9 protein-coding genes are annotated in these 7,871 nt (G+C 69.0%); all 9 read left to right on the plus strand.

What is annotated here, in order from left to right:
* Positions 1 to 515 (plus strand): serine O-acetyltransferase EpsC (gene epsC, locus C0461_RS12065; RefSeq protein WP_363378484.1); only part of this gene is annotated, 515 nt, incomplete at its 5' end.
* 77 nt (positions 516 to 592) lie between these two features.
* On the plus strand, positions 593 to 805 hold the full coding sequence (locus C0461_RS12070; protein ID WP_021697123.1) for a DUF3126 family protein: 213 nt from the start codon (positions 593 to 595) through the stop codon (positions 803 to 805).
* A gap of 78 nt (positions 806 to 883) precedes the next feature.
* Positions 884 to 1,414 carry a hypothetical protein gene (locus tag C0461_RS12075; RefSeq protein ID WP_292107273.1) on the plus strand — a complete coding sequence of 177 codons (531 nt, stop codon included), beginning with the start codon at positions 884 to 886 and terminating at the stop codon, positions 1,412 to 1,414.
* Positions 1,415 to 1,474: 60 nt separating this feature from the next.
* Positions 1,475 to 2,344, plus strand: a complete 870-nt coding sequence (locus C0461_RS12080; protein WP_292107275.1) for a 50S ribosomal protein L11 methyltransferase — start codon at positions 1,475 to 1,477, stop codon at positions 2,342 to 2,344.
* 102 nt (positions 2,345 to 2,446) lie between these two features.
* A complete protein-coding gene (locus C0461_RS12085; protein ID WP_292107278.1) occupies positions 2,447 to 3,082 on the plus strand; it encodes a hypothetical protein in 636 nt (211 codons plus the stop codon).
* 60 nt (positions 3,083 to 3,142) lie between these two features.
* The gene (locus C0461_RS12090) at positions 3,143 to 4,948 is read left to right on the plus strand and encodes an aminopeptidase P family protein (protein WP_292107281.1); all 1,806 of its coding nucleotides are present in this window, start codon (positions 3,143 to 3,145) and stop codon (positions 4,946 to 4,948) included.
* Positions 4,933 to 5,928: a DUF2272 domain-containing protein gene (locus tag C0461_RS12095; RefSeq protein ID WP_292107284.1), complete on the plus strand. Its 996-nt coding sequence runs from the start codon at positions 4,933 to 4,935 to the stop codon at positions 5,926 to 5,928. Before C0461_RS12090 ends, C0461_RS12095 begins: the two co-directional genes overlap by 16 nt.
* An 82-nt stretch (positions 5,929 to 6,010) precedes the next feature.
* Entirely contained in the window at positions 6,011 to 7,006 is a 996-nt protein-coding gene (locus C0461_RS12100; protein WP_292107287.1) for an aldo/keto reductase, read from the plus strand.
* Between the two features lie 78 nt (positions 7,007 to 7,084).
* Positions 7,085 to 7,871, plus strand: a 787-nt coding sequence (locus C0461_RS12105; protein WP_292107289.1) for a thiazole synthase, incomplete at its 3' end; no start/stop codon positions are given.

The following is a 7,871-nucleotide window of genomic DNA, read 5'->3' on the forward strand; positions in this document are numbered from 1 at the left end:
TGCAGCCGTTCCTCTACTTCAAGGGCTTTCAGGCCATCCAGGCGCACCGGATATCCCACTGGCTGTGGACCCAGGGGCGCGAAACCCTGGCCTTCCATTTTCAGAGCCGCATGTCCGAACTGTTTCAGGTGGACATCCATCCAGCGGCTCAACTGGGCGCCGGTCTGTTCTTCGACCACGGAACCGGCATCGTCATCGGCGAGACGGCGGTGGTGGGCGACGAAGTCTCCATGCTGCACGCCGTGACCCTGGGCGGCACGGGCGCCGAGCGGGGCGACCGCCATCCCAAGATCGGGCGCGGCGTCCTGCTGGGCGCCGGGGCCAAGGTGCTGGGCAACATCACCATCGGCGACTACGCCAAGATCGCCTCGGGCTCGGTGGTGCTGAAGCCCGTGCCTGCGCACTGCACCGCCGCCGGCGTGCCCGCGCGTCTGGTCAATTGCCCCACCGGCGAACAGCCTGCGCGCACCATGGACCACACCCTGGCCGACATCGCCTATGACTTCGTGATCTGATTTCTGTTCAGTGCGTTTGAAAAGCGGCGCGGGCTTCAATAGGGTCCGCGCCTTCAAATCATAGAGGCCGCTCCACCGTGAACGACACCGACATCAAGCGCATCGAGACCCATCTGAAGCGCACCTTCAACACCGGCGGCATCAACCTGAAGGCCCGCCCCAAGCAGAACGACTCCGCCGAGGTCTATGTGGATGACGAGTTCATCGGCGTGGTCTTCAAGGACGAGGACGACGACGGTTCGTTCATGTTCGAGATGGCCATCCTGGCCGAGGATCTGCCCCCGGCGTAACCGCCGCGCGCAAGGCATGAAAAAGCCCCGGACGGTCCGACCGTCCGGGGCTTTGTCGTTTCAGGCGCGAGTTACTTCTTGCCGAAGATCGCGTCCCCGATGCGGGCGAGGATGCCCTTCTTCGCCGGAGCGCTGCGCGACGACGAAGTCGAAGCGGCGGGCGCCGGGGCGGCCGGAGCAGCCGCGGTCGCGGGCGTCGGAGCAGCCTTCGGCGCGGGCGCCGGTGTGGGACGCGTAGCCGTGGTTGTGCGACGCGGCGCTGTGGACCGGGTCGCCGTCGAACGGGTCGCGGCGGAGGTCTTGGGCTTGGCGGCCGAGGTGCGGGCGGCGGGCTTCTTGGCGGCCGTCGTCACCTTCGCGGCGGGTTTGCGAGCCGGCGTCTTGGCGGCTGTCTTCGGCGCGGCGGGCGCCTTGACCGCCGTGGTTTTCACCGGAGCCTTTGCGGCCGTGGTCTTCGGCTTGGCGGCGGCCTTGGGCGCCGCAGCCTTGATAGCGGGCTTCGCCGCGGCGGATTTCGTCGTCGTGGACTTGGCCGTCGCGGGCTTTTTCGCGGCGGTGGTTTTCGACGTGGTTGGACTCTTGGCCATGTATTCCCCGACCCCTCGGTGATACGAGCGCGCAGGGGCGCGCTCCTGTCTTGCGATTCCACACCATACCCATGTTTGAGAAATGTCCGAGTCCGCTGTTCAAATAATTGCGCGTGGCGCGCGAAAAGCCGCCGAGGCCGCCGCCGCCGCCATCGACGCCGATCCGATGCTGGAGGGCGCGACCTACTCGATCCTGGAAGAGGACGAGGACAAGGGCATCTGGCGCATCGACGCTTTCCCCACGTCGGCAGAGGAAGCGGACGGCGTCGCCGCGCGGCTGCGCGAGCAGGGGGAGTTGCGCGTGGCGATCGAGAAGCTGGCGGACGCCGACTGGCTGGCCATGTCGCTGTCGGGCCTGCCGCCGGTGCGCGCCGGGCGCTTCTTCGTCTACGGCGCCCACGACCAGGGCCGGGTGCCGGTCAACACGGTCAATCTGATGATCGATGCGGGCGCAGCGTTCGGCACCGGGCACCACGGCACCACGGTCGGCTGTCTGGTGGCTTTCGACGAACTGCTGAAGCGCGAACGGTTCGAGCGGGTGCTCGACGTGGGCGCCGGCACCGGCGTGCTGGCCATCGCGGCGGCCAAGACCGGCAGCAGCGTCGCGCTGGGCACCGACATCGACAAGCCGTCTGTGCGCATCGCCAACGAGAACGCGAAGCTGAACGCAGCGCCGGCCCGCTTCGTCCACGCCTCGGGTCTGAACGATCAGACGGTGCGCGGTCACGGGCCCTATGATCTGGTGTTCGCCAATATCCTGGCCCCGCCGCTGGTGGCGCTGTCCCAGGACATCAAGACCTCGCTGAAGCTGGGCGGCGTGGCCATCCTGTCGGGATTGCTCCGCACCCAGGAGCGCCGCGTCTCCGCCGCCTACCTGTCGCGAGGCTTCCGGCTGGAGCGGCGCATCCACCGCGACGCCTGGAGCGCCTTGGTGTTGAGGCGCGTCGGGTAGGGACGTCACCCCGACATTAAGCCGAATTCACTCGTGTCGCGTCCGGCGCGGTCTATCCTTTTTCCGAGACCGGACGGGTCCGGTCGATCGGGAGGGGTGACGATGGACGGGACGTCTGACTTTGCGGACATGAACCGGCGACTGCGTCGGGTGACTCTGCAGTCGCGCGTGCAGATGGGGATGCTGGCGGTCCTGATGGCGGTCGGGCTGGCTGCCTTCGTGTCGGACGAGCCCCGCGCCTTGCGGGTGTCGGAACTGGTGGTCGTGGATCCCGACGGGGTCGAGCGCGTCCGCATCAGCGGCGATCTGCCCGACGCCGTGGTCGATGGCCGACGACTGGTTCGCGGCGAGCAAGCCGCGGGCGTCATTCTCTATGACGGGGCCGGGCGCGAGCGCAGCGGCTATGCGACGTTCGAGCCGTCGGGCAATGTGCTGTTGACGCTCGACAACAGGCAGAGCGAACAGAACGCCCTGTTTGTGGCGGGACCCGACAATGCGGCAGCCCTGCGCCTCTGGCAGGGGCGCGACGCCATCGACCTTCGGACCGACCCGGCGGGGACTCGCATGACCATCGTCGAGGACGGACTGGTCCGGCTCCAGACCCCGGTGACGCCGATTCCGCCGGAGGCCTGCGAGGCCTACAGGGGCGCCGTGCCCAGCCTCGGTCGGGACGTGGCCCTTCGGGAGTGCAACGGGCGCTTCACGGAGGACAACTGCAACCGCTGCCTCGCGCCCTAGCGGCGTCTCCCGGTACATGGCCTCTCCTCATCGGGGGGATAGAGATGCTATGTCGCGCCCATGAGACAGACCTTTGACGAAACCACCGACCCGTCCTTCGGCGCGAAACACCTTCCGCGGGTCCGCGAGCAACTGAAGGCCCAGGGCCTCGACGGATTCCTCGTGCCTCACGAGGACGAGCACCAGAACGAATACCTCCCGGCCGCCAACGACAGGCTGGCCTGGGTGTCCGGTTTCACCGGCTCGGCGGGGGCCGGCGTGGTCATGACGGACCGCGCCGCCGTCTTCGCTGACGGCCGCTACACCGTTCAGGTCCGCGCCCAGGTGGACGCCAACCAGTTCGACATCCTGTCCTATCCCGACGATGTCCCGACCTATCTGGCCAGGGCGCCGAAGGGCGCCGTGATCGGCTACGATCCGCGTCTGCACAGCCCCGACGCCCTGGCCGGTCTCAGGCGCGCGGCCAACAAGGCCGGCGCCGAGCTGAAGCCGGTCGAGATCAATCCCGTCGACGCCGCCTGGGCCGAACGTCCGGCGCAGCCGCAGGCGCCGGTGGTCCCCCACCCGGACGACTACGCGGGCGAGACCAGCGCATCCAAGCGCGCGCGGGTGGGGCAGGGGCTGGACGACGCGGGCGCCGACGCCGCCGTCCTGACCGCGCCGTCGTCCATCGCCTGGCTGTTCAACGTCCGCGGCGGCGACGTGATCCGCACACCCCTGCCTCTGGCCCAGGCGATCCTCAAGGCCGACGGAAGCGCGCGCCTGTTCCTTGAGCCCGCCAAGGTCACCGACGACCTGCCGTCGTGGCTGGGCAATCAGGTTTCGCTTGAGACCCCCGACGACCTGCCCGGCGCCATCGCCGATCTGAAGGGCCATCGCGTCCTGATTGATCCGGCCCAGTCCTCGGCCTGGTATTTCGATCAGCTGGAGGCCGCGGGCGCGACCGTGGTCCGCGCGGCCGATCCCTGCGCCCTGCCGCGCGCCACCAAGAACGCGGTGGAGATCGAGGGCAGTCGCCAGGCCCACATCCGCGACGGCGCCGCCATCGCCAACTTCCTCCACTGGGTCGCCACCGAGGCGCAGCAGACCCTGCCTGACGAGCGAGCCATCGTGGAAAAACTGGAAGGCTTCCGCGAGGCCACCGGCGCGCTGAAGGATCTCAGCTTCGACACCATCGCGGGCGCGGGTCCCAACGGCGCCCTGCCGCATTACAAGCCTGTCACCAGCACCATCCGCCGCATCGAGAGCGGCAGCCTGCTGCTGGTGGACGGCGGCGGCCAGTATCTGGACGGCACCACCGATATCACCCGCACCATGGCGATCGGCGAGCCCACGGTCGAGCAGAAGGACCGTTTCACCCGCGTCCTGAAGGGTCACATCGCCATGACCGTCGTGCGCTTCCCGGCGGGGATCACGGGCCATCAGCTGGACGCCCTGGCGCGTCTGCCCCTGTGGATGGCGGGTCTGGACTATGACCATGGCACGGGTCACGGCGTCGGCAGCTATCTGGGTGTGCACGAAGGCCCCCAACGCATCGCCAAGGCGGTGAACACCCAACCGCTGCTGGAGGGCATGATCGTCTCCAACGAGCCGGGCTACTACAAGCCCGGCCACTGGGGCATCCGCATTGAAAACCTGCAGGTGGTCACGCCCGCCACGCCCGTCGAGGGCGGCGAACGGCCCATGCATGGCTTCGAGGCCCTCACTTTCGCCCCCATCGACCGGCGCCTGATTGAGGTGGGTCTGCTGACGCCGGACGAGCGGGCGTACATGGACGCCTATCACGCCGAGGTGCTCGACAAGATCGGCCCCCACGTGGACGACGACGTCCGCGCCTGGCTGGAGGCGGCGTGCGCGCCGCTGTAGCCGCGCTTGTCGCGCTCGGCCTGGCCGCGCCGGTTCATGCGCAGACCCCGCGACTGTCCCGCGACGCCTTCGATGTGATCCCGCCGTCCGAGCGCGTCTCGGGCGAACCGGGCGCCATGCGCGTCATCCAGCCCGGCTGCCGCCTCGGCCCGACAGATTGGGCGCGGCGCCGCATCGTCGACGTGGCGGTTCAGGAGTGGGCCTTCTTCGGCTTCCAGACCGTGGACGCCCGTCCGGTGGAGACGGGGCGCCTGCCGGACGGGGTCGTGCCCGACGCCCTCAACCCGCGCCGCCCGGCCCCGCGACAGGCGCGCCACATGCTGCGTTCTGGCGATTGGGAAAACCGTGAGCGCGTCACCGCCAGCATCGCGGGATACTGGTCGGCGACCCCCGACGGCGCCGAGGTCATCGGCGACCAGAACCGGGAATGGCGCCGCACAGACCGCCCCATCGACTGGGTGCAGCCCTGGTCCGCTGCCTTCATAAGCTGGGTCATGTGCGAGGGCGGGCTGGGCGACATGAGCCAGTTCGCGCGCGACATCTCGCACCGGGTCTACATCGACCAGGCCATCCGCGCCCGCGACGGCCAGGCGCCGGACGCCGCCTTCGTGGCCCACGACGCGGGCGAGGCTGAAGTCCAGCCCGGCGACCTGCTGTGCAATGCGCGCGGTTCGGCCAGCTACCGGTCGCTCGCCGATCGGCGTCGCGAGAGCGGCGAGTACGCTCCGCTTCACTGCGACATCGTGGTGCGGGTCGATGCGGCGGCGGGCCTGTTCCATCTGGTCGGCGGAAACGTCATGAACAGCGTCACCCTGACCATCCTGCCAGGCGTGCGCGACGGCGAGCATCTGCGCCCGCTGGCCGAGGACGATCTGGACGGCGCCCGGACCATGTTCGCCCATCTGAAGCTGCGCGCTCCCGCCATCGAGCCGAACGCCCTGGACGCAACCCCGACCATCCGGGCCATCAACGCGCCTTGAATCCCGCCCGGACGGCGCCCAACTGAAAGCGGGCGGCGGCCACGCCCGCCGGTTCCCTCCCCCCATCAGCAGGAGAGCGCCCATGAAGACGCGCACGCTGGGCCGGAACGGCCCCGAGGTTTCAGCCATCGGTCTGGGCTGCATGGGTATGAGCGCCTTCTACGGCGGCCGCGCCGACAGCGAGGCGGAGTCCGTCGCCACCATCCACCGGGCGCTGGATCTGGGCATCACCCTGTTCGACACCGCAGAAATCTACGGCCCGCACACCAATGAGGAACTGGTCGGCAAGGCCCTGGCCGGAAAGCGCGACCGCGCCTTCCTCGCCACCAAATTCGGCATCCGCACCGACTACGTGGCCGGCGGCGGCATGCCCCTGGATGGCTCGCCCGCCAATGCGCGTCGGGCCTTGGAAGGCAGCCTGAAGCGCCTCGGCATCGAGACCATCGACCTCTACTACCTGCACCGGGTCGACCCGGCGACGCCCATTGAGGACACAGTCGGCGAAATGGCCCGCTTCGTGGCGGAGGGGAAGGTTCGCTTCCTCGGCCTGTCCGAGGCGTCCGCCGCCACCCTGCGCCGCGCCCACGCCGTGCATCCGATCACGGCGCTGCAGACCGAATACTCCCTGTGGACCCGCGACGTGGAGGACGAAATTCTGCCCGCGTGCCGCGAACTGGGTGTCGGCTTTGTGCCTTACAGCCCACTGGGTCGCGGCTTTCTGACCGGAGCGCTGCGCTCGCCCGACGACTTCGAGGACGGCGACTCCCGCAAATCCAACCCCCGCTTCCAGGGACGGCATTTCGCCCGCAACCTGCGGCTGGTGGACGAGGTGAAAGCCATCGCCGCCGACAAGGGCGTCCCCCCGGCCCAGCTGGCGCTGGCCTGGGTGTTGGCCCAGGGCGAAGATCTCGTCCCCATCCCCGGCACCAAGAGGGTGCACAGGCTGGAGGAGAATGTCGGCGCCCTCGACGTGACCCTGACGCCCGACGACCTGTCCCGGATCGAGGCGGTGTTTCCCAAGGGCGCGGCCGATGGCGATCGCTATCCGGAAGCTGCGATGAAGGCGCTGAACGGCTAGAGCCGCCGTTCCTGGCTTGCCCATCAAAAGCCGTTTCTGGCCCTTTCCCTCGGCGACGCGGCGGCCTAGGTGAACCGCATGACCGACACCAGCCAGACGAACGACACCTGGACCGTCGCCGGACGGACCTTCTCCTCGCGCCTGATCGTGGGCACGGGCAAGTACAAGGACTACGCCGTCAACGCCGCGGCGGCCGAGGCGGCGGGGGCCGAGATCGTGACCGTGGCGGTGCGGCGGGTGAACCTGACCGATCCGGGCCAGCCGGTGCTGACCGACTTCCTGGACCCGAAGCGCTACACCTACCTGCCCAACACGGCCGGGTGTTTCACGGGCGAGGAGGCGGTGCGGACCCTGCGGCTGGCGCGCGAGGCGGGCGGCTGGACCTTGGTCAAGCTGGAGGTGCTGGCCGACCAGAAGACGCTGTTCCCCGACATGGAGGAGACCCTGCGGTCGCTGAAGCTGCTGACCGCCGAGGGGTTCGAGGTGATGGTCTATTGCACCGACGATCCGGTCTATGCGCGCAAGCTGGAGGACGCCGGGGCCGTGGCCATCATGCCGCTGGGCGCGCCCATCGGGTCGGGTCTGGGGGTGCAGAACCCCATCAATATTCACCTGATCGTGGAGCAGTCGTCGGTGCCGGTGCTGGTGGACGCAGGCGTGGGCACGGCGTCGGACGCGGCAGTAGCCATGGAGCTGGGCTGTGACGGGGTGCTGATGAACACCGCCATCGCCGAGGCCCGCGAGCCGATCCGCATGGCCCGGGCCATGAAGCACGCGGTGATCGCCGGGCGGGAAGCCTATCTGGCGGGACGAATGAAGAAGCGGATGTATGCGGACCCGTCGTCGCCGCTGGCGGGGTTGATCT

The sequence above is a fragment of the Brevundimonas sp. genome, from assembly GCF_013823285.1.
GTDB lineage: Bacteria > Pseudomonadota > Alphaproteobacteria > Caulobacterales > Caulobacteraceae > Brevundimonas.